This is a genomic window from Paracoccus sp. ME4, from assembly GCF_046736325.1.
Classification (GTDB): Bacteria; Pseudomonadota; Alphaproteobacteria; order Rhodobacterales; family Rhodobacteraceae; genus Paracoccus.
This window is the reverse complement of sequence record NZ_CP151278.1, coordinates 182,849-203,510: the sequence shown is the minus strand read 5'-3', so window position 1 is coordinate 203,510 and position 20,662 is coordinate 182,849. Positions and strand designations below refer to the sequence as shown.

The 20,662-nt window shown below is 67.6% G+C and carries 21 protein-coding genes; 11 read left to right on the top strand and 10 right to left on the bottom strand.

Going from position 1 to position 20,662, the window contains the following annotated elements:
* Window position 1 precedes the first annotated feature (1 nt).
* From AACG61_RS19430 to AACG61_RS19400, 7 genes are all read right to left on the bottom strand, one after another.
* On the bottom strand, window positions 2-988 hold the full coding sequence (locus AACG61_RS19430; protein ID WP_411840217.1) for a type VI immunity family protein: 987 nt from the start codon (window positions 986-988) through the stop codon (window positions 2-4).
* Window positions 989-1,021: 33 nt separating this feature from the next.
* Window positions 1,022-2,092, bottom strand: a complete 1,071-nt coding sequence (locus tag AACG61_RS19425; protein ID WP_411840216.1) for a DUF4150 domain-containing protein — start codon at window positions 2,090-2,092, stop codon at window positions 1,022-1,024.
* On the bottom strand, window positions 2,092-2,322 hold the full coding sequence (locus AACG61_RS19420; RefSeq protein ID WP_411840215.1) for a hypothetical protein: 231 nt from the start codon (window positions 2,320-2,322) through the stop codon (window positions 2,092-2,094). The genes AACG61_RS19425 and AACG61_RS19420 overlap by 1 nt, the downstream gene beginning before the upstream one ends.
* Window positions 2,323-2,416: 94 nt before the next feature.
* Window positions 2,417-2,590, bottom strand: coding sequence for a hypothetical protein (locus AACG61_RS19415; protein ID WP_411840214.1), 174 nt, complete (start codon window positions 2,588-2,590; stop codon window positions 2,417-2,419).
* 34 nt (window positions 2,591-2,624) lie between these two features.
* On the bottom strand, window positions 2,625-3,302 hold the full coding sequence (locus AACG61_RS19410; protein ID WP_411840213.1) for a hypothetical protein: 678 nt from the start codon (window positions 3,300-3,302) through the stop codon (window positions 2,625-2,627).
* Entirely contained in the window at window positions 3,302-4,180 is an 879-nt protein-coding gene (locus AACG61_RS19405) for a hypothetical protein (protein WP_411840212.1), read from the bottom strand. Before AACG61_RS19405 ends, AACG61_RS19410 begins: the two co-directional genes overlap by 1 nt.
* Window positions 4,177-6,231, bottom strand: coding sequence for a type VI secretion system Vgr family protein (locus AACG61_RS19400; protein ID WP_411840211.1), 2,055 nt, complete (start codon window positions 6,229-6,231; stop codon window positions 4,177-4,179). Before AACG61_RS19400 ends, AACG61_RS19405 begins: the two co-directional genes overlap by 4 nt.
* Window positions 6,232-6,699: 468 nt before the next feature.
* On the opposite strand from AACG61_RS19400, the gene AACG61_RS19395 reads away from it, so the two are divergent.
* Window positions 6,700-7,457, top strand: a protein-coding gene (locus tag AACG61_RS19395) for an IS5 family transposase (protein WP_411840210.1) whose coding sequence is annotated in 2 segments (ribosomal slippage) — window positions 6,700-7,024 and window positions 7,024-7,457 — 759 coding nt in all. Because the reading frame shifts where the segments join, the coding sequence is not laid out codon by codon here.
* 34 nt (window positions 7,458-7,491) lie between these two features.
* Here the strand turns inward: AACG61_RS19395 and AACG61_RS19390 are convergent.
* Both AACG61_RS19390 and AACG61_RS19385 read right to left on the bottom strand, forming a co-directional pair.
* Window positions 7,492-7,830, bottom strand: a complete 339-nt coding sequence (locus AACG61_RS19390) for a PRC-barrel domain containing protein (protein ID WP_411840209.1) — start codon at window positions 7,828-7,830, stop codon at window positions 7,492-7,494.
* Window positions 7,831-7,867: 37 nt separating this feature from the next.
* The gene (locus AACG61_RS19385; protein WP_411840208.1) at window positions 7,868-8,305 is read right to left on the bottom strand and encodes an Lrp/AsnC family transcriptional regulator; all 438 of its coding nucleotides are present in this window, start codon (window positions 8,303-8,305) and stop codon (window positions 7,868-7,870) included.
* Window positions 8,306-8,456: 151 nt separating this feature from the next.
* On the opposite strand from AACG61_RS19385, the gene AACG61_RS19380 reads away from it, so the two are divergent.
* From AACG61_RS19380 to AACG61_RS19370, 3 genes are all read left to right on the top strand, one after another.
* Window positions 8,457-9,515, top strand: coding sequence for an ornithine cyclodeaminase (locus tag AACG61_RS19380; RefSeq protein ID WP_411840207.1), 1,059 nt, complete (start codon window positions 8,457-8,459; stop codon window positions 9,513-9,515).
* Window positions 9,516-9,599: 84 nt separating this feature from the next.
* Window positions 9,600-11,411 carry a methyl-accepting chemotaxis protein gene (locus AACG61_RS19375; protein WP_411840206.1) on the top strand — a complete coding sequence of 604 codons (1,812 nt, stop codon included), beginning with the start codon at window positions 9,600-9,602 and terminating at the stop codon, window positions 11,409-11,411.
* 73 nt (window positions 11,412-11,484) lie between these two features.
* Window positions 11,485-12,090, top strand: coding sequence for an inorganic diphosphatase (locus tag AACG61_RS19370; protein WP_411840205.1), 606 nt, complete (start codon window positions 11,485-11,487; stop codon window positions 12,088-12,090).
* 1 nt (window position 12,091) lies between these two features.
* Here the strand turns inward: AACG61_RS19370 and AACG61_RS19365 are convergent, their stop codons facing one another.
* Window positions 12,092-12,850, bottom strand: coding sequence for a DeoR/GlpR family DNA-binding transcription regulator (locus AACG61_RS19365; protein WP_411840204.1), 759 nt, complete (start codon window positions 12,848-12,850; stop codon window positions 12,092-12,094).
* 299 nt (window positions 12,851-13,149) lie between these two features.
* Between AACG61_RS19365 and glpD the strand changes: the two genes are divergently transcribed.
* The 7 genes from glpD (at window position 13,150) to AACG61_RS19330 (ending at window position 20,642) form a co-directional block, all read left to right on the top strand.
* Entirely contained in the window at window positions 13,150-14,721 is a 1,572-nt protein-coding gene (gene glpD / locus AACG61_RS19360; protein ID WP_411840203.1) for a glycerol-3-phosphate dehydrogenase, read from the top strand.
* A 30-nt stretch (window positions 14,722-14,751) separates the two neighbouring features.
* Window positions 14,752-15,813 carry an ABC transporter ATP-binding protein gene (locus AACG61_RS19355; RefSeq protein ID WP_411840202.1) on the top strand — a complete coding sequence of 354 codons (1,062 nt, stop codon included), beginning with the start codon at window positions 14,752-14,754 and terminating at the stop codon, window positions 15,811-15,813.
* A gap of 9 nt (window positions 15,814-15,822) precedes the next feature.
* The gene (locus tag AACG61_RS19350) at window positions 15,823-16,893 is read left to right on the top strand and encodes an ABC transporter ATP-binding protein (protein ID WP_411840201.1); all 1,071 of its coding nucleotides are present in this window, start codon (window positions 15,823-15,825) and stop codon (window positions 16,891-16,893) included.
* A gap of 9 nt (window positions 16,894-16,902) precedes the next feature.
* Window positions 16,903-17,769: a carbohydrate ABC transporter permease gene (locus AACG61_RS19345; protein WP_411840200.1), complete on the top strand. Its 867-nt coding sequence runs from the start codon at window positions 16,903-16,905 to the stop codon at window positions 17,767-17,769.
* 3 nt (window positions 17,770-17,772) lie between these two features.
* The gene (locus tag AACG61_RS19340; protein WP_373946711.1) at window positions 17,773-18,582 is read left to right on the top strand and encodes a carbohydrate ABC transporter permease; all 810 of its coding nucleotides are present in this window, start codon (window positions 17,773-17,775) and stop codon (window positions 18,580-18,582) included.
* A gap of 12 nt (window positions 18,583-18,594) precedes the next feature.
* The gene (locus AACG61_RS19335; protein ID WP_411840199.1) at window positions 18,595-18,870 is read left to right on the top strand and encodes a DUF2160 domain-containing protein; all 276 of its coding nucleotides are present in this window, start codon (window positions 18,595-18,597) and stop codon (window positions 18,868-18,870) included.
* A 68-nt stretch (window positions 18,871-18,938) separates the two neighbouring features.
* The gene (locus AACG61_RS19330) at window positions 18,939-20,642 is read left to right on the top strand and encodes an ABC transporter substrate-binding protein (RefSeq protein WP_411840198.1); all 1,704 of its coding nucleotides are present in this window, start codon (window positions 18,939-18,941) and stop codon (window positions 20,640-20,642) included.
* Window positions 20,643-20,662 lie beyond the last annotated feature (20 nt).

The window sequence follows — 20,662 nt, the reverse complement described above, 5'->3', positions numbered from 1 at the left end:
ATCAGGCTCCCGCATCGAAGCGGGTGATCCAGCGCAGCGTCTCGGTATGCGCGTCCAGGGGGCGCGGCACCCGGATCAGCTGCGTGGGCTTGTTCGGATAGGCGGTGAACAGCAGGTCGCGCAGGGCCGCGGCCACGATCATGTAGCTGCGCGGCGGACCGCCCGTATTGCGGTCGCCCAGCTGCGGCCAGCTCCCGGCGCGGATCAGCACGCCGCCCTTGTAGGGGTGAAGCACCGGCCTGTCGGCATCCTCCCGGGCCAGGCCCTCCTGCGCCCGGCTCAGCCGCTCGGCCAGGCCCTCGGGACCGCCCAGCCTGTCCAGGATGGGTCCGCCGAGGCAGGTCAGCCAGTTCACCCCCTGGATCTGATCGGTGCCGCGCGCGGCCAGGGTGAAGGCGTTCAAGTAGTCCAGCCCCGTGAACCGGCTGAGCAGCGGCCAAGTCTCGTCGGGGTGGCGCTGCTGCATGCCGATCTCATAGATCGGGGCCAGACCGGCGGTGCCGTGCAGGGGCTGCAGGACCGCGCACCATGCGGCAAGGCGCGCGATCAGGTCGTCGGGGTCCTCGCGGGCCAGGGTGGCCGGCATCGCCAGATGCGCGACCGACAGGTCGCAGGGCAGCGCCCGTTCCGGTTGCAGCAGGGCCGCGGCCTGCCAGCGCGGTGGCGTCTGCCCATCGGTCAGATGCGGGCCATGGAGCTCGGTCTCGGGGTCGATCGCGTCGACCTCGGCATGCAGCAGCGCGCCCGCCCCTTCGGCCGGCACCCGGCTGAGGCGGCTGGCCATGTGCTTCTGGACATGCGTGATGTTCGGCCCGGCCGCCGCGGCGAACTGCGCCAGACCGTCGACCACCGCATGACGGCGCGCGTTGAGGTGCCCGCCGCGCAGATAGACCTGCATCTGAAAGCCGATCCGCAAGACGGGCTGCCCGCTGCGGCGGGAGCCGATGACGATCTTGTCCAGATCCTGAAAATCGTTCTTCTCGTCCATGCTCGCTCCATTCGTTCGGTGCCGGTCGCCACGTCAGCTGGCGGCGGCGCCCACCACAAGCCCCCCGCCCAGAACCGCCGCCCCGGTCCCGGCGGCGGCGCCCGCCCCGCAGATGATGGTCGCGACGCAGGCGATGACCGCCGCTCCGCCCACGACGACCAGCGCGCCCGCTCCGACGGCGGCCCAGTTGATGTCCCAGCTCGATTCGGTCGCGGGGGCCGGTGCGGGGGCCGGGGCCGGCGAGGGTTTGGGGCCGGGCGGGGGCGGCGGGTTCCAGCAGAACGCGCATTCGACCGCCACGTCGATCAGGTCGTAATCCACGCCCAGATCGTCGGCGGCCTGGCTGTAGGCCCCGCCGGGCCGCTGGTTCGCGTTCGGCGTATCGCCCGGAAACTTGAACTCGACGATCCGTTGCGGATTGCCCCGTCCGTCCGTCTGGACGACATCGGGGCGGATGCCGCCCGAGGGCGTATAGGGGTTGCTGGTCGGCGCATCGCCCGTCCGGTTGCGGATCACCTCCCAGCCATTCTCGCCCCGGTTCATCGACACCTCGCGCCAATAGGGGCTGTCGCCGCGGGGATAGGTGCCGTCATAGAACCGCTCTTCAAGCTTGCGGGCCATGCAGCGCTGGAAGGCCAGGGCGGTCTTGCATTCGCAGGCGATCTCGCACAGCTCGCGCAGCCAGTCGTCCATGTCCAGGGGCGGCTGCTGCTCTCCCCCGACCGAGACCGTGTTGCCGCGGTTCAGCATCATCTTGTCGCTGAGCCGGCAGACGGGTTCGCCCTCGATGAAGACGTCGGCCGACCAGGACAGCCACGTCGCGCGGTCCTGGTTGACGCCCGATTTGATGCCGCCCCCCTTGCCCGGCTCGTCGCCATAGGAGATGCGGAACTCGGACGGCCGGATCGCGCAGCTGTGCCCGCCATCGGCGAACACCGTGCGCGATCCCCTGGCCAGGTCGCGGGAATAAGCGATGTTGACATAGGGGACGGGATAGCCGCCCTTGCCCGGCGTCAGGCAGATGTCGGGCAGGGTCGAGCGCACGAAGCCCTCCGACCCCTTGTGGCACATCGACAGGCCGTTGATGTTGACGGTGATCGGCATCAGTTCAGCTCGATCGCGGCCCCGTCGAGGACGATCGCCCCGTCCGCGGCCACCGTGACCTCGACCCCCTCCAGCCGGACGGTTCCGTCCTCGCGCACGAGAACGCGCGCGCGCCCGGCCTGGATCACGACGGCCCGCTGCGCCGCGTCATAGCGGGCGACGGCCATCAGCTGGCGCAGCTGCCCGATCTCCTCCGCCGACAGCGGCAGCGTCACCGGCTCGGCCGGCACGAACGATAGTCTGGGGTCCTGGCTGCTCATGACATCCTCACCTTTCCTTCGATCACCGCGCCGCCGCCCGGGCGCCGCGCCGCATCCATCCGGCCTAGAGCCCCACCAGCCAGAACCCCGCCAGGACCATGACCACCCCCAGCACCGCCAGCGGCCACGCGCCCATCTGCACGCCCAGGCCAATCGCCAGACCGCCGAAGGCGAACAGGGCATAGCCCAGCCCTGCCCCGGCCAGGACCCTGACGATCGTTGCAAGCCGGTTCAACATCCACGAACACCCATCCTGTCCATCAGCACTCCGGTCATCGGTCGGGAAGGGTCGACATCGCCCGCTGACCCATCTGGCGCAGCCGCTCCTGCGCCTCGTCGGAAAAGATCTTCTGCGGCATGAAGCTGTCCCGGACGACCGGGTTCGCGCCGACCTTGACGCTGACGCTGTAGCCCGCCTCGCCCCGGCTCAGCATCTTGAACCCGCGCGTGAAGAACCAGCCGGCATTCTTGAACGCGTCGCGGAGCGCGTGTTCGGCCGCCCTCCGGGCCATGCCGCGCCCGGGGATCTCGCCGGACTTCATGACGATGTAGTAGAGGGAACCCCATTCCGGCCGGGTCGGTGTCCCGCCCCCGCCCGCCTGAAGCTGGAAGTCCAGCGACGAGCTTGGCGGCCCGACATAGAAGCTGGTGACCTTCTTCTTCCACGACGCGTCGGGATGATAGACGTAGAGGATGCCCGGCGGCAAAGCCAGCCCGGTGCCCATGGTCCGCACATGGATGTCGACGCGCACCGGCTGACCGACGGTGTTCACGAAGGCCGTGCCGACCGCATAGTTCTTGATGTCCCGCAGCTGCAGCCCGTCGGCGTCGCGCCCGGTGCCGCCCTGCGACCGCTCGGCCAGGAACGCGTCCCAACCGGCGGGCGTGCTGAAGTCGAAGTCGGTCTTGGACATGAACGCTTCGAACTGCTCGCGGCTCAGCTCCACCATCAGTCCGTGCCCCCCTGCTGCATCGCCCGGAGATAGGCGGCCATCTCGGGCCAATATTGCCGGATATAGTCGAGGCTGCCCTCCGGCAGCGGCGCGGCCGCGGGTCCCTGCCGCAGATGCTGGCGCAGAAAGCGCGCCGCGTCCGCCGGGCTTGCGGCGGGAAGATCGGCCAGCGACAGGTCCGCCGGATAGCAGGGCGCGTCCAGCAGGGCGGGATCGGCCATGGCCTGGTTGATCTGCATGGTCGAGGTGCAGGACGTGTCCACCAGCCCCGCCTGACGAAGCGCGCGCAGCCATTCGAAGGAGGGCGCGCACAGGCCCTGCGCCTGTTCCAGCGTCATCTCTCCGGTCGCGACGGCCAGCTTGTCCGACAGCCCCACCCGGTCCGGGCATTGCGACGGCGCGGGCTGACAGTCATGCGCGGCGCAATGCCCGGCCAGCAGCGTGGCGTTTTCGGGCCTGCCCCACAGGGGCAAGGCCATCAGGAAATCGGGGCCGGCGCGACCCGCCGACAGTGCCGGCTCGGGCGCCAGCGACGCGGCGACGAAATCGGCCACGGGTCGGGGAAGCCTGTCGAGCCTGTCCAGAATTCCGGTATCCGCGGCAAAGAACCCCCGATCGCCTTCCTGCTGGGCCAGCGACACGATCTCCACCGCCTCGGCCTCGGGCAACAGGGTGAAGAGCAGCGAGGGAAACCCGAAATCCATCGCCATTCGCGGGTCCGCGGGCCGGGGCATCACCGCCTGGAAGCAGTCGGGCGACAGCAGCGCCGTCAGCAGGGCGGGCGGCTCTCCCGGCAGGGTGCAGTCATCGGCACGGGCGCCGGCGGGAACGGCGGACAGGATGACGGCACCGCAGACGGCGAAGGCGCGGATCATTCGTTCATCTCGATCCGGTCGGCGCTCAGCTTGATATGCACGCCCGTCAGTTCGATGACGCCGTCGCTTCTGAGAAGCAGGCGCGAGGCGCCGCAGCGCAGGTCGATCTCCTTGGCGACGTGGAAATAGCGCCCGCCGCCGACGGATTCGAACAGGTCCGTGCCGGTGGTGACGGACATCCTGGCGCCCACGTTCATCGAATAGGACGTGCCGACCGCCAGGCTCGCGCTGTCGCCGATGCGGGTCGTGGACTGCGTGCCGACCGCCTCGGTCCGCGACTGCGCCACGATCAGGGTGTAATGCCCGCGCGCGGCATCCGGACCGCCCTTCTGCGTCGCCTCATAGGCCAGCCTCAGCGGGCCGTCGTCGAACGCCGCCAACGCCCTTGTCGCACCGAGCTGCACGTCCGACGCACCGATCTCGGTCGTGGCATTGCCGCCGACCTGGAAGCTGTAATCCATGCCGATCTCGGAATACTTGCTGTTGCCGATGCTCTCGACCTCGGTGACATCGACCCGCTTGGCGCGGTTGTTCTGGACATGCACCTCGTGATCGTGCTGGGCGTGGACATAGATGCGCTCGCGCCCGGCCTGATCCTCGAAGCTGATCTCGTTGAAGCCTTGGCCCTCGTGGCTGTCCGAGCGCCAGACGGCCTTCGTCTTGTTCTCCGGCAGGGCGTATGGCACCCCATTCCGGCCGTTATAGACGCATCCGGTGACGAGGGGCTTGTCGGGATCGCCCTCGAGGAACTCGACCACGACCTCCATGCCGATGCGGGGTATCACCATCCCGCCCCAGCCATTGCCCGCCCAGTTCTGGCTGACCCGGCAGCGCATGGACTGCGCGCCCTCCAGGTCCCAGTGGAAGCGCACCAGGATGCGGCCGAACGCGTCGCAGTCGATCTCGCCCTCGCCCACCACCATCGCGGTCTGCGGGCCGTGCACGACCGGCACGGCGGTGCGGCGCGGCGGCGCCATCGGCGCGGTGTCGGGCATCAGCGTGTAGCGCCCCGTGAAGGAATAGCCGTCGCTGCCCGGCCCGCCCGAGCCATAGGCCTCGGACACGAAGCTGTGCGCGGCCGAGAGGCACAGATGCGTCTCGCCCGTGCCCGGCACCGGCGCCCCCGAGAGCGTCACCCGCCTGCCCGCGCGCAAGCTGACGCAGTCGCCCGCCGCGCGGTTCCTGCGGTCCGCGCCGCGCTCCTGCGCCATGCGCAGCCCCGCCACGATCCGCCCCACATCCTGCGCCGGATAGTCGCCCGGATAGTCGAAGCTCTCGATCCGGCCCTGCGCATGGGCCGCGTCCCCCTGCCGGTCGGTCTCCATCGCCTGGTCGGGCGCGGTGAAGTTGTAGTCCGTCAGCCGGACCGCGCCGGTGGTCAGATTGCGCTCGGGCGCCCAGTCCCAGAAATGCTCGCCCTCGGCCTGGTGATGGCCGTCATAGGAGCGGAAGGGCCGCGCGCCGATGGTCTCGTGCGCCAGCACGTCGTCGGTCAGCACCAGGCTGTGGCTGCCCGCGGCATGGGTGAAGTGAAAGCTGATGCCCGCCCGCTCCATCTGGCGGCGGGCGAAATCCAGGTCGGATTCGCGATACTGCACGGTGTATTCCAGCACCGGATAGTCCTGCGACAGCTGCACCGTCAGCGCCGGATCGCCCAGCTGGGCATAGTCGGCCAGCAGCTCCTGCAGGATCTGGACGACGGTCCTGTCGTGGAAGATCCGCTGGTTGCGGCGGCGCCCGGCCAGCCAGAACCACGGCCGCAGGGTCAGGTCGTGGCGGTGCCCGTTCTCGCCCACGCCGGCCCACCGGGCGCGGGTGACGATGCCGTCGAAATGCTGCACGCCCTCGGGGCCGTCGATGGCGACCGTGGCATGGGTGCCGATGAGGGCGTCGAAATCCAGGTCGTCCCGGGCGGCCAGCGCCTCGATGCGGTACTCGAAGAGGTCGTTCAGATGGTCCGTCCCGTCAAAGCGCAGCAGCGACAGGACGTCGGGACCCAGGTCGGTGAAAAGCCGGCCAAGCCGGTCCGCCTGGCGAAGGGGGGCGTTCATGAGGAAGCCTCCGGGAGGAATGTCAAACACAGAGAATGACACGGACTATGACAACCAACCGCAACGATGCCAAGCGTCGCGTGCGTTCGCCTCTTTGCGACAAGACGATGCGCCATAACCACTGTCGACCTTTCCGTCGGTTCGCGCGGCTTTGGTGAGGAAGGTAGGCTGGACCTTGGTCACCGGCCCAAAGACCATACGTCTCTTCGGGCCAGAGCAGTGAGTGGTGCCTGACAGGATTATCGGACGTATGAATATCTCTGGCGGCGGCGTTTTTGGACTGCCAGCGGGATTGCCGGTCTGCGGGATGCATTGGCTGAGACTTGCAGGTTTTATGTGGTCGACGTCACGACTGCTTGCTTAAGACTGTGACATTTTTCGACGTGACTGGCCTAGGGTCAGGACCCATTGATTGGCTTGAGGCCGCCGGGCCTGCATGATTCAAGCCCCCGAACTGACGGGATGGAGATGAGCAACCTTTTCTGGCTGACGGACGAACAGATGGAGCGGCTGAAGCAATTCTTTCCAAAGAGCCATGGCAAGCCGCGGGTCGATGACCGGCCCGTGCTGAGCGGCATAATTTTCATCAATCGCAATGGGTTGCGGTGGTGTGACGCGCCGAAGGAATACGGCCCGGCCAAAACCCTCTACAACCGCTGGAAGCGCTGGAGCGACAACGGGGTTTTTGCCCGGATCATGGTCGGCCTTGCCGCCGAGAGCGCCGAGCACAAGACGATCATGATCGACGCGACCTATCTCAAGGCACACCGCACGGCCTCAAGCCTTGGGGTGAAAAAGGGGGGCGCGGGCGCCAGATCGGGCGCACCAAAGGCGGTATGAACACCAAGTTGCACGCTGTCGCCGATGCCAACGGGCGGCCGATCGGGTTCTTCATGTCGGCCGGCCAGGTCAGCGATTACACCGGCGCGGCGGCGCTGCTGGGCAGCCTGCCGAAGGCTGGGTGGCTTCTGGCCGACAGGGGCTACGACGCTGATTGGTTCAGAGACGCGTTGAAAGACAAGGGGATAAAGGTTTGCATCCCCGGACGGAAGTCCCGCAAGAAGGTCGTCAAATACGACAAGCGGCGTTACAAAAGGCGTAACCGCATCGAAATCATGTTCGGGCGTCTGAAGGACTGGAGGCGCGTCGCAACCCGTTATGACCGCTGCCCGGAAACGTTCTTCTCAGCTATTATGCTCGCCGCAACCGTCTTGTTCTGGCTGTGAAACTCAATGAGTCTGGAGCCTAGTCTGAAAAAGTTCAATGATGGTGTTCTGGCATCGCCTTGAGGTCTTCCTTTGTCCAGGTCGTCACGGCGTGAACCTCTCCGTTCCCGTCCCGCATCAGGTCCAGCTTGGATGCCGGCACGGAGACCGGCTTGGCGCCGATGCCCAGGAAGCCGCCGACGTCGATGATGACATGCGCGCCCTCGCCCATGCCGTGGACGTGGGAGATGGTGCCGATCGTCTCGTCGCCGGGGCCATAGACGGTGGCGCCGGTCAGGACCGCGTCGGTCAGTTCGCTGACATCGAGGCGGGTGTGGTCTGCGTGGTTCACGGTCGTATCCTCCCAAAACGTGTCATCGCAAACGTCGCCCATCTTGCGGCGTTCCATCACCATGACGTGGTCGGGCCGCTCAACTCCAGCGGGACGAGGCGCGGCGCGAGGAGAGGAGCAGGTTCGTCTCCGAACTCACCACCCCGTCCAGGTTGCGGATGCGGCGCAGGACCTCGTCCAGCTCCGGCAGGGACTGGGCCGAGATCTCGACCACGAGGTCCCACCGCCCGTTGGTGGAATGCACCGCGGTCACCTGCGCCATGCCCGACAGGCGCGCCATGATCCGCTCGCCGCCGCGCCCCTCGATCCCGATCAGCATCAGCCCGCGCACCGGGGCATCCGCCAGATCGCCGCGCGTGACGGCGGTGAAGCCCAGGATCTCGCCCTCCTGATGCAGCCGCGCCATGCGCGCGCGGACCGTGGCGCGGCTGACGCCCAGCCTGTCGGCCAGATGCTGCACCGAGGCGCGCCCGTCGCGGCGCAGTTCCGCCATCAGGCGCTGATCCAGATCGTCCATTTCGACACGTCACCCTGTCCGATCCGGTCGATAATGCTGCCAGATTGGCGGAACGTCCAGTTGAATCCATCCCGATCCGCGCAGGATACTGACGCAAAAGGACGCTGCGCACGCATTGCCGCGCGGCCCGTGACGTCGAAGGAGCCGATTCATGACCCTGCCCTCCCGCCAAGCCCTTGTGCCGTTCGTCAGCGTCGATCACATGATGCGCCTGGTCCATCATGTCGGGATCGAGCGCCTTCTGGTCGAGCTGACCGAGGCGATCGAGGCCGATTTCCGCCGCTGGCCCGAATTCGACAAGACGCCCCGCGTGGCCAGCCATTCCGACATCGGCGTGATCGAGCTGATGCCCACCTCCGACGGGCAGCAATACGGGTTCAAGTACGTGAACGGCCATCCCGGCAACATGCGCCGCGGGCTGCAGACCGTCACCGCCTTCGGGGTACTGGCCGACGTGGCGACCGGCTATCCGGTGCTGCTCTCCGAGATGACCATCCTGACCGCGCTGCGCACCGCCGCGACCAGCGCCATGGCGGCCCGGTGGCTGGCCCCGCGCGACGCGCGGGTGATGGCGATGATCGGCAACGGCGCGCAGGCCGAGTTCCAGGCGCTGGCCATGAAGGCCGTCTGCGGCATCGAGGAGGTCCGCCTCCATGACATCGACCCGGCGGCGACGCGCAAATGCGTTGCGAACCTGGCCGGGCGGGGCCTGAGGGTCGTGCCCTGCGACTCGGCCGAGGCCGCGATCCTGGGCGCGCAGATCATCACCACCTGCACCGCGGACAAGCAGTATGCGACGATCCTGACCGACAACATGGTGGGCGGCGGCGTCCACATCAACGCGGTCGGCGGCGACTGTCCGGGCAAGACCGAACTGGCCCCCGCGATCCTGCACCGCTCCGGGATCTTCGTCGAATATCCGCCCCAGACCCGGATCGAGGGCGAGATCCAGCAGCTGGACGCCGATCATCCCGTGACCGAGCTGTGGCAGGTCATCACCGGCCAGGCCCCGGGTCGCCGCGACGCGGGGCAGGTCACGCTGTTCGACAGCGTGGGCTTTGCCATCGAGGATTTCAGCGCCCTGCGCCACATCCACGGCCGCCTGCAGGGGACGGGCCTGTTCCAGCAGCTGGACATGATCGCCGACCCCGACGATCCGCGCGACCTGTTCGGCATGCTGTGCCGCGCCGAGGCCGTCGTCGCCGCCTGAGCGCCCTGCGCCCTGCGCCCGCGTGAACCGAATCTTCACGGTTGCCCGCTACTCCGGCAGGGGAACAGCGCGAAGGACGGCGGGATGAGCTTTGGAATTTCACGGAAACTGACCCTCATGATCGGGGTCGCGGTGCTGCTCAGCGTGCTGGCCATGTCCGTGCAGCTGCAGGGCCTGCACCGCGCGATGTGGAAGGACAGGCAGGCCATGATCGCGGCGCAGGTGGACAGCGCCGTCAGCATCCTGGCGCATTTCGCCCAAGCGGCCGAATCGGGCGTGATGACCGTGGCCGAGGCGCAGGATCGCGCCCGCGAGGCGGCGCGCGCGATCCGCTACGGCGACGGCGATTACGTCTTCATCTATGATCCGCGCGGACTGCGGATCATGCATCCCGACCTGTCGCGCGAGGGCACGATGGCCTGGGACGTGACCGATGCCCATGGCAAGCTGCATATCCGCGCGATGATCCAGACCGCGCAGGCAGGCGGCGGCTTCACCGACTATCACGTCGAGCGCCTGTCGGGCGGAGAGCCGCAGCCCAAGCTGTCCTATACCCGCATGTTCGAGCCCTGGGGCTGGATCGTGGGGGCGGGTCTTTATGTGGACGACCTGAACACCGACTTCATGGCCGAGATGCGCCGGGGGGCGCTGTGGTCGGGTCTTCTGGTGCTGGCGCTGGTCGCCTGCGCGGTGCCGCTGTCGCGCAGCATCGGGCGTCCGATCCGCGCGCTGACCGCGATGATGGACCGGCTGGCCCGCGGCGATACCGCAGCCGAGACGCCCGGCCTGACCCGCCGCGACGAGCTGGGTGCCATGGCGCGCGCCGTCGAGACCTTCCGCGGCGCCACGATCGAGCGCAACCAGCTGGCCGGGGAGGCCGAGGCGGTGAACGCGCGCCAGGCCGCGATGGTCCAGCAGTCCGAGGAACGCGCGGCGCAGCTGCAGGATTTCGTCGGCGCGATCAGCCGGGGCTTCGGGCGTCTGAGCGCCGGGGACCTGACCGTGCGCATCACCGAGACCGTCGCGCCCGAGTTCGATCCGATCCGCCGTCAGTTCAACGACGCGCTGGAGCAGCTGGACGGCGCCTTCGGCGGCGTGGTCGAGGGCGTGGCGGTCATGCGCGCGGGCCTGGCCGAGATCAGCGTCGCGGCCCAGGATCTGGCGCAGCGCACCGAGATGCAGGCCGCGAACCTGGAGGAGACGGTCGCAGCCCTGGGCGAGGTGTCGCGCGGGGTGGGGCAGGCGGCCGAGGGCGCCAGCGAGGCGCAGCACGGCGCCGAGACCGCCCAGCACAGCGCCGAGGGCGGCGGAGAGATCGTGCGCAACGCGGTGGTCGCCGTCGGTGAGATCGAGCAATCGACGCAGCGCATCGGCACGATCATCACCGTGATCGACGAGATCGCCTTCCAGACGAACCTCCTGGCCCTGAACGCGGGCATCGAGGCGGCGCGGGCGGGCGAGGCGGGTCGCGGTTTTGCGGTGGTGGCCCATGAGGTGCGCGCCCTGGCCCACAAGACCGCCGAGGCCGCGCATGAGATCAAGACCCTGATCGGCCGCTCGAACGCCTCGGTGCGCGAGGGGGCGGACCTGGTCCGGGCCTCGGGCCTGTCGCTGGTCGAGATCGTCGAGCAGGTGTCGCGGATGCGCGAGACGATCACCCGGATCGCCACCGGCACGCGAGAGCAGTCCCACAGCCTGCGCGCCCTCTCCGAAGGCGCCGACCAGATGGACCGCGTGACCCAGCAGAACGCCGCCATGGTCGAGGAGACCACCGCCGCCGCCCGCGGCCTCGAGGAGCAGACCGAACAGCTGGCCGCCCGCGCGGCGCAGTTCCGCACCTCGCCCGCGTCGGGCGCGCGACCGTCCGGCTTCGGCCAGGCCAGGATGGCGGTCTGAACCGTCGCGCGGACGTCATCGCCGCGTCACAATGCGCGGCTATCAGGCTCCGATCCCAAACGGAGCCTGACCCATGACCCTGCCGGCCATCGCCCTCCTCCTGCTGACCGCGGGTGCCGCCCATGCCCAGATGCAGCACCCCTTCACCTATCCGCACCCCGAGGAGGGCACGGATTTCCTGACCGTGATCGAGATCCCGGCCGGCAGTTTCACCAAATACGAGATCGACCCCGATCACGGCTATGTCTTCGTCGACCGCTATCAGTCGATGCCGGTGGTCTATCCGGCGAACTACGGATCGCTGCCCGCGACGCTGGCGGGGGACGGCGACCCGCTGGACGGGCTGATCCTGACGCGCGAGCCCATCGTGCCGGGCGCGGTCATCAAGACGCGCGCCATCGGCGTGCTGAACATGATCGACGGCGGCGAGGAGGACAGCAAGATCATCGCCGTGCCCGCCAGCGACATCGACCCCACCTATGACGCGATCCGCGACATCACCGACCTGCCCGAGATCGAGCGGCAGCGGATCGAAGCCTTCTTCCGCGTCTACAAGCAGCTGCCCGAGGGCCGCAAACTGGTCGAACTGAGCGGCTTCGACGGCGCCGACGTGGCGCAGGGCATGGTGGCCGATGCCATCGCCGCCTATCGCGACCGCGACCAGGCCGCCGCGCAGTAGGTCACGCCAGCACCACGCGCGTCTGCCACGCCTCGCAGGCGCGCGACAAATCCACAGGCAGGGAGCGGTCGGTGAAGACCGCGTCCAGCTGCGACAGCGAGCCGATGCGCGCGGGCGCGCTGCGCGACAGCTTGGAATGGTCGGCCACCAGGAAGGTCTTGCGCGACTGGCGCAGGATGGTCTGGCTGACGCCGACCTCCTGGATGTCGAAGTCCAGAAGGTCGCCGTCGCGGTCCAGCGCCGAACAGCCGATCACCGCCAGATCGAACTTGAACTGCCGGATGGTCTCGGCCGCCAGCGTGCCGACCAGCCCCCCATCGGCGCGGCGCAGGTTGCCGCCGGTCACGATCACCTCGCAATCGGCATTGGCGGCCAGGATGTTGGCGACGTTCATGTTGTTCGTCACCACCAGCATGTTGCGATGGCCCAGCAGTTCGCGGGCGACGGCCTCGGTGCTGGTGCCGATGTTCAGGAACAGGCTGATCTTCTCGGGAACCTCGGCGGCGCAGGCGCGCGCGATGGCGGTCTTGGCGTCGTGATGCAGGGCGCGGCGTTCCTCGTAGCCGATATTGGCCACGCCCGAGGGCAGGATCGCCCCGCCATGCACCCGCTCCAGCCGGCCGGCCTCGGCCAGGTCGGTCAGGTCGCGGCGGATCGTCTGCAGGGTGACGCCGAAATGGGCGGCCAGCCCCTCGACGGTGACCTTGCCGTCGCGGCGGGCGATCTCCAGGATCTCGGGCTGGCGGAAGGTCTGCGACATGAATCGTCTCCGGTTATGGCGCGATCATGCACGGCATGGCGGATCAGGCAAGATGTTCGCTTTCGCGCGTTTTGTGCAGATCATGCAGGATTGCGACCTTCATGCGGGCCGCATGCTGCGCGAATCGGGCCGGAAACGGGGCAGAGACGATGACCTAACCGCTGCATCCCACTGAATTAATGAGATTAAGCTGAAGTGAAAGAAAACGAAAACAAAATGCTTTCTTTTTGCGGCGAAGCGGGCCAGAAATGCCGTGGGACGATGCGAAAGGACGGCGACGGGTGACAGCTTCGGGGAACATGGTCGATCTGTTCGTGATCGGTGGCGGCATCAACGGATGCGGCATCGCCCGGGACGCGGCCGGCCGCGGCCTGTCCGTCACCCTGGCCGAGATGGGCGATCTGGCGCAGGCCACCTCCAGCGCCTCGACCAAGCTGTTCCACGGCGGCCTGCGCTATCTGGAGTATTTCGAGTTCCGCCTGGTCCGCGAGGCCCTGATCGAGCGCGAGGTGCTGCTGCGCGCCATGCCCCATATCAGCTGGCCCATGCGCTTCGTGCTGCCCTACCATCCCGACATGCGGTTCGAATCCGACACGCCCACCTCGAAGCTGCTGGGGCGGGTGATGCCGTGGATGCGCGGCCGGCGCCCGGCCTGGCTGATCCGCTTGGGGCTGTTCATGTACGACACCCTGGGGGGGCGGCAGATCCTGCCCGGCACCCGGACGCTGTCGCTGGACGGCACGCCCGAAGGGGCGCCCCTGCAGGAGCGGTTCCACCAGGCCTATGAGTATTCCGACTGCTGGGTCGAGGATTCGCGCCTGGTCGTGCTGAACGCGCGCGACGCCGAGGCGCGGGGCGCGCGCATCCTCGTCGGCACGCGGGTCCTGTCCGCCGAGCGCCATGCCGACCACTGGGTGGTGACCACGCGCGACGCGCAGACCGGAGAGACCGCCGAGCACCGCGCCCGGATGCTGGTCAATGCGGGCGGTCCCTGGGTCGGTGACCTCATCCAGGGCACGATCCGCCTGAACTCGACCGAGGGCGTGCGCCTGGTGCGCGGCAGCCACATCGTGACGCGCCGCCTTTACGACCACGACAAATGCTATTTCTTCCAGGGCACCGACGGGCGGATCATCTTCGCGATCCCCTACGAGGGCGACTTCACCCTGATCGGCACCACCGATGCCGACCATCAGGACCCCTCGGTCAAGCCCGAATGCACGCCGGAGGAGCGCGACTATCTGCTGCGCTTCGCCAACCAGTACTTCCGCCGCCAGCTTTCGGTGGAGGATGTCGTCTGGTCCTATTCCGGGGTGCGGCCGCTCTATGACGACGGCGCGCAGAGCGCGACGGCCGCAACGCGGGACTATACGCTGAAGGTCGACCGCAACGGCGGCGCGCCGGTGCTTAACGTCTTCGGCGGCAAAATCACGACCTATCGCCGGCTGGCCGAATCCGCGCTGGAGAAGATCGGCACGGTCTTTGCCGACCTGCCGGGCCCCTGGACGCGCGGCGTGCCGCTGCCGGGCGGGAACTTCCCGGTGGACGGGGTCGCGACGCTGGTCGCACAGCTGCGCCGCGAGCACGGCTTCCTGACCGAGCCCTGGGCGCGGCGGCTGATCCGTGCCTACGGGACCGAGGCCGCGGCGATCGTCGCGGGGTCGCGCCAGCCCGCCGATCTGGGCGTCGATTTCGGGGCGACCCTGACCGAGGCCGAGGTCGTCTGGCTGATGGATCATGAATATGCCCGCCGCGCGGAGGACATCGTCTGGCGGCGGACCAAGCTGGGCCTGCGGCTGAGCGCCGATCAGGTGCAGGTCCTGGATGAATGGATGCAGGCCCGTTGGGCGCGGGGGGCGGCCGCAGAATAGCAGACCGTCGGGAGGGCCTTGGGAGGGGACATGACGTTAGAGTTGCAGGGCGTGACGAAGGTGGTCGAGGGGCAGGTGCATGTCCATCCCACCGATCTGGTTCTGGAGCGCGGCACGATGAACGTGCTGCTGGGGCCGACGCTGTCGGGCAAGACCTCGCTGATGCGGCTGATGGCCGGGCTGGACCGCCCGGCACAGGGCCGCATCCTCTGGGAGGGCCGCGACGTGACCGGCATGCGGGTCCAGGACCGCAAGGTCGCGATGGTCTATCAGCAGTTCGTCAACTATCCGGCGATGACGGTCTATGAGAACATCGCATCCCCCCTGCGCCTGATGGGCGTCGACCGGGCCGAGATCGACCGCCGCGTGCGCGCGACCGCCGCGATGATGCGCCTGACCCCCATGCTGGAGCGCAAGCCGCTGGACCTGTCGGGCGGCCAGCAACAGCGCTGCGCCTTGGCGCGCGCGCTGGTCAAGAACGCCGGTCTGGTGCTCTTGGACGAGCCGCTGGCGAACCTCGACTACAAGCTGCGCGAGGAGCTGCGGGTCGAGATCCCGCGCATCTTCGCGGAATCGGGCGCGATCTTCGTCTATGCCACCACCGAGCCGGAGGAGGCGCTGCTGCTGGGCGGCAACACCGCGACCCTGTGGGAGGGCCGGGTGACGCAGTTCGGGCCGACGCCGCAGGTCTATCGCCAGCCGGTGGATGCGACCACCGCGCGGGTGTTCAGCGATCCGCCGATGAATTTCCTGCCCTTTCAGGTGGCGGGCGGGCGGGCGTCGGTCGCGGGCATGCCCGCGCTGCCCGACGGGCGCTATCTGGCGGGGTTCCGGCCGAACCACCTGCACCTGTCGCGGCATGCCCCCGACGCGGTGTCGTTCGATGCGACGTTGGTCGTGACTGAGCTGACCGGGTCCGAGACCTTCGTCCATCTGGATCATCACGGCCAGCGGTGGGTCGGCCTGATCCACGGCATCCACGATCTGCCTTTGGGGCAGGTGCTGCCGGTCTGGCTGGACCCGCGCCACGTCTATGTCTTTGCCGAGGATGGCCGCATGGTCACCCCCGCCGCCTATGCAAGCGCCGCCTGAGGAGGGGTCATGGCCAAGATCACGCTTGAGAACCTCGCCCATTCCTATTCGGCCCATCCCAAGGGCCCGGAGGATTACGCGCTCAAGGAGCTGAACCACGACTGGCAGGACGGCGCGGCCTATGCGCTGCTGGGGTCCAGCGGGTGCGGTAAATCGACGCTCTTGAACATCATCTCGGGGCTGCTGATCCCCAGCCAGGGGCGCATCCTGTTCGACGGGGTGGACGTGACCCGCGCGCCCACGGCCGAACGCAACATCGCGCAGGTGTTCCAGTTTCCGGTCGTCTACGACACCATGACCGTGCGCGACAACCTGGCCTTTCCCCTGAGGAACCGCGGCCGCCCCGAGGCCTATGTGGCCGAACGCGTGGCCGAGATCGCCCGCATGATCGGCATGGAGCACATGCTGGACCGCAAGGCCCGCGGCCTGACGGCGGATGCGAAACAGAAGATCAGCCTGGGCCGCGGCATGGTCAGGAAGGACGTGAACGCGCTCTTGTTTGACGAGCCGCTGACCGTGATCGACCCCCACATGAAGTGGGAGCTGCGCACCCAGCTGAAGAAGCTGCATCATGATTTCGGCCACACGATGATCTATGTGACCCATGACCAGACCGAGGCGCTGACCTTCGCCGACCGGGTGGTGGTCATGTATGACGGCCGCGTGGTCCAGATCGGCACGCCAGAGGAGCTGTTTGACCGGCCCGAGCACACCTTCGTGGGCTATTTCATCGGCTCGCCCGGCATGAACCTGCTGCCCGCCACCGTGGCGGGTCACGAGGCGCAGGTGCCGGGCGGCACGACGGCGCTGGCGGGCCGCTATGGCGCGCTGTCGGGCAAGGTGCAGCTGGGCATCCGCCCGGAACATGTGCGCCTGTCGGCGCATGAGGGCCTGCCCGTGACCATCCGCCGGATCGAGGACGTGGGCCGCCACCGCATCATCCGCGCCGACCTGTCGGGGCATGACCTGAACATCATCGCGCCCGAGGATCAGGCCATCGGCGCGGACATGACCCGCGCGGTCTTCGATCCGGGCCGCGTGAACATCTATGCCGACGACTGGCGCGTGGCTGCGGCGTAAGGGGGGACCATGGAAAAGACCGTCAATCACAAGGCCTGGTTCCTGGTCCTGCCGGTGCTGGTGCTGGTCGCGTTCTCGGCGGTGATCCCGCTGATGACCGTGGTCAACTACGCGTTCCAGGACACGTTCGGCAACAACGTCTTCTTCTGGAATGGGCTGGGCTGGTTCGAGGACCTGCTCTCCTCGGACCGGATGTGGAACGCGCTTGGCCGCCAGCTGATCTTCTCGGCCATCATCATCGCGATCGAGATCCCGCTCGGCATCTTCGTCGCGCTGAACATGCCCAAGCGCGGGGTCTGGGCCAGCGTGGTGCTGGTCCTGATGTCGCTGCCGCTCTTGATCCCGTGGAACGTCGTCGGCACCATCTGGCAGATCTTCGGGCGCGTCGACATCGGCCTGCTGGGCTATACGCTGGACGCCATGGGCATCAGCTACAACTACACCCAGAACCCGATCCATGCCTGGGCGACCGTCATCGTGATGGATGTCTGGCACTGGACCTCTCTGGTGGCGCTTCTGGCCTATGCCGGGCTGCAATCGATCCCCGATGCCTATTACCAGGCGGCGCGGATCGACCAGGCCAGCCGCTGGAAGGTGTTCCGCTATATCGAGCTGCCCAAGATGGCGGGCGTGCTGATGATCGCCATCCTGCTGCGCTTCATGGACAGCTTCATGATCTATACCGAACCCTTCGTGGTCACCGGGGGCGGGCCGGGCAACGCGACGACCTTCCTGTCGATCGACCTGGTCAAGATGGCGCTCGGGCAGTTCGACCTGGGTCCGGCGGCGGCCTTCTCGATGATGTACTTCCTGGTGATCCTGCTGATCTCCTGGGTCTTCTACACCGTCATGACCAACCTGGACAAAAGGGGCTGAGCCATGGGCAAGCGCATCAACGGCAGCGCCGTCGTCATGATCCTCTATCTTCTGTTCCTGATGCTGCCGATCTACTGGCTGATCAACATGAGCCTGAAGACCAACAGCGAGATCACCGGCACCTTCGGCCTGTGGCCCCGGAACCTGACCTTCGCCAACTACGCCACCATCCTGACCGATCCGGCCTGGTACATGGGGTACGTGAACAGCCTGATCTATGTGGTGATGAACACGGTGATTTCCGTGGCCGTGGCGCTGCCGGCGGCCTATGCCTTCAGCCGCTATCATTTCATGGGCGACAAGCACCTGTTCTTCTGGCTGCTGACCAACCGCATGGCGCCGCCCGCGGTGTTCGCGCTGCCGTTCTTCCAGCTGTATTCGTCGGTCGGGCTGTTCGACACCCATATCGCGGTGGCGCTGGCGCATTGCCTGTTCAACGTGCCGCTGGCCGTGTGGATCCTGGAGGGCTTCATGCGCGGCGTACCGAAGGAGATCGACGAGACCGCCTATATCGACGGCTACAGCTTCGGGCGGTTCTTCACCCGGATCTTCATGCCGCTGATCTCCTCGGGGATCGGGGTCGCGGCCTTCTTCTGCTTCATGTTCAGCTGGGTCGAGCTGCTCTTGTCGCGGACGCTGACCTCGGTCGCGGCCAAGCCGATCGCCGCGACCATGACCCGGACCCAAGGGGCATCGGGCGTCGATTGGGGCGTGCTGGCCGCGGCGGGCGTGCTGACCATCGTGCCGGGGGCCTTGGTCATCTGGTTCGTCCGCAACTACATCGCCAAGGGCTTTGCCCTGGGCCGCGTCTGAGGAGGATACGTCATGTCATGGATGGCCTGGACGCTGCCGACCGCGATCTTCTTTCTCGTCATCGCGCTTCTGCTGGTCACCTTCACGGTGCTGGCGGTCCGCTTCCCCGAGACGCCGCGCCGCGGTGTCCTGGGGATCGAGACCACGCGCGGCGACCGCCTGTTCATCACGCTTCTGGGGTCCGCCTTCATCAACCTGGCCTGGCTGGGGACGATGGGCGCGGACATGCAACCCTGGGCGATGCTGATCTGTCTGGCCTATGCCGCCGCCGTCTTCCGGTGGGTCTAGACCCGACAGCCCGCCCGGCCGGAGGAGCCGGGCCCACACCAAGACCGCAATCCCAGGGAGGGAATCCGATGAACCTGAGACTGATGACGACCACGGCGGTCATGCTGGCCCTGTCCGGCCCCGCCTTTGCCGACATGGAGGCCGCGCGCGCCTTCCTGGACGCCGAGATCGGCGACCAGTCCGTCCTGACCCGCGAGGAGCAGGAGGCCGAGATGCAGTGGTTCATCGACGCCGCCCAGCCCCTGGCCGGCATGTCGATCAACGTGGTGTCCGAGACGATCACCACCCACGAATACGAAAGCCGCGTCCTGGCCCCGGCCTTCACCGCCATCACCGGCATCCAGGTCACCCATGACCTGATCGGCGAGGGCGACGTCGTCGAGAAGCTGCAGACCCAGATGCAGACCGGCGAGAACGTCTATGACCTCTACATCAACGATGCCGACCTGGACGGCACCCACTGGCGCTATCAGCAGGTCCGCAACATCACCGACTGGATGGCGGGCGAGGGGGCCGCGTTCACGAACCCCGGCCTGGACCTGGACGACTTCATCGGCCTGGCGCAGGCGACCGCGCCCGACGACAAGCTGTACCAGCTGCCCGTCCAGCAGTTCGCGAACCTCTACTGGTTCCGCCACGACTGGTTCACCGACCCCGATATCATGGCCGAGTTCCGCGCCGAATACGGATACGACCTGGGCGTGCCGGTGAACTGGTCCGCCTACGAGGACATCGCCAAGTTCTTCACCGGGCGCGAGATCGACGGCCAGCAGGTCTATGGCAACATGGACTATGGCAAGAAGGACCCGTCGCTCGGCTGGCGCTTCACCGATGCGTGGCTGTCCATGGCGGGGGCCAGCGACAAGGGCGAGCCGAACGGCTTCCCGGTCGACGAATGGGGCATCCGCGTGAACGACAACTTCCAGCCGGTGGGATCGTGCATGGCGCGGGGCGGGGCGACCAACAGCCCGGCCGCCGTCTATGCGATCGAGAAATACATCGACTGGCTGCAGAACTACACGCCCCCGGCCGCCGCGGGCATGACCTTCAGCGAGGCGGGCCCGGTCCCCGCGCAGGGCAACATCGCCCAGCAGATGTTCTGGTACACCGCCTTCACCGCCGACATGGTCAAGGAAGGCCTGCCGGTCATGAACGAGGACGGCACGCCGAAATGGCGCATGGCCCCCTCGCCCTATGGCGCCTACTGGGAGGAGGGCATGAAGGTCGGCTATCAGGACGTGGGTGCCGCGACGCTGATGCAGTCGACCCCCGTGGACCGCGCGCAGGCCGCCTGGCTCTATGCGCAGTTCATCGTATCTAAGACCGTCGACACCAAGAAGAGCCATGTCGGCCTGACCTTCGTGCGCGACAGCACCGTGCGCCACGAAAGCTTCACCGAACGCGCGCCGCGCTTGGGCGGTCTGGTCGAGTTCTATCGCTCGCCCGACCGGGTCCGCTGGTCGGATACCGGGGCGAACATCCCCGACTATCCGCGCCTGGCGCAGCTGTGGTGGCAGAACATCGGCGATGCTTCCTCGGGTGCCAAGACCGCGCAGGAGGCGCTGGACGCGCTGTGCGAACAGCAGGAGGACGTGCTGTCGCGCCTGGAGCGGTCCGGCGTGCAGGGTGATCTGGGTCCGGTCCTGAACGAGGAGCAGGATCCCCAGTACTGGATCGACCAGCCCGGCGCACCCGTCGCCAAGCTGGAGAACGAGAAGCCCGCGCCGGTCACCATCGCCTATGAGGAGCTGATCAAGCGCTGGCAGGAATGATCCTTGCCCATTAGCCTGAG